1 protein-coding gene is annotated in these 255 nt (G+C 75.3%); it reads right to left on the bottom strand.

What is annotated here, in order from left to right:
• Positions 1-255: condensation domain-containing protein (locus tag KVP70_RS33880; protein WP_217946803.1), on the bottom strand; the 255-nt coding region annotated here is incomplete at both ends.

Genomic DNA, 255 nt, shown 5'->3' with positions numbered 1-255 from the left:
TGATGCCGATCGACCAGCCGTCGGAAATGATGTGGTGCTGGGTCAGCAGCAGCACATGCTCGTCGTCGGCCAGTTGCAGCAGCCGGCCGCGCACCAGCGGGCCGGCGGCCAGGTCGAAGGCCTGGGCCGCCTCGTCGGCGCGCAGGCGCGCCACGGCGGCGTCCTGTTCGTGGCCGGGCAGCGCGCGCAGGTCGTGCAGGGACAGCGCGAAGCCGTGGCCGGCGGCGGCGATGGCCTGGACCGGGGCGCCGTCGC

This window comes from Duganella violaceipulchra, assembly GCF_019166075.1.
In the GTDB taxonomy this organism is placed as follows: Bacteria; Pseudomonadota; Gammaproteobacteria; order Burkholderiales; family Burkholderiaceae_D; genus Rugamonas; species Rugamonas violaceipulchra.
The sequence above is the reverse complement of the archived record's forward strand: the minus strand, read 5'-3'. Positions and strand labels throughout refer to the sequence as shown.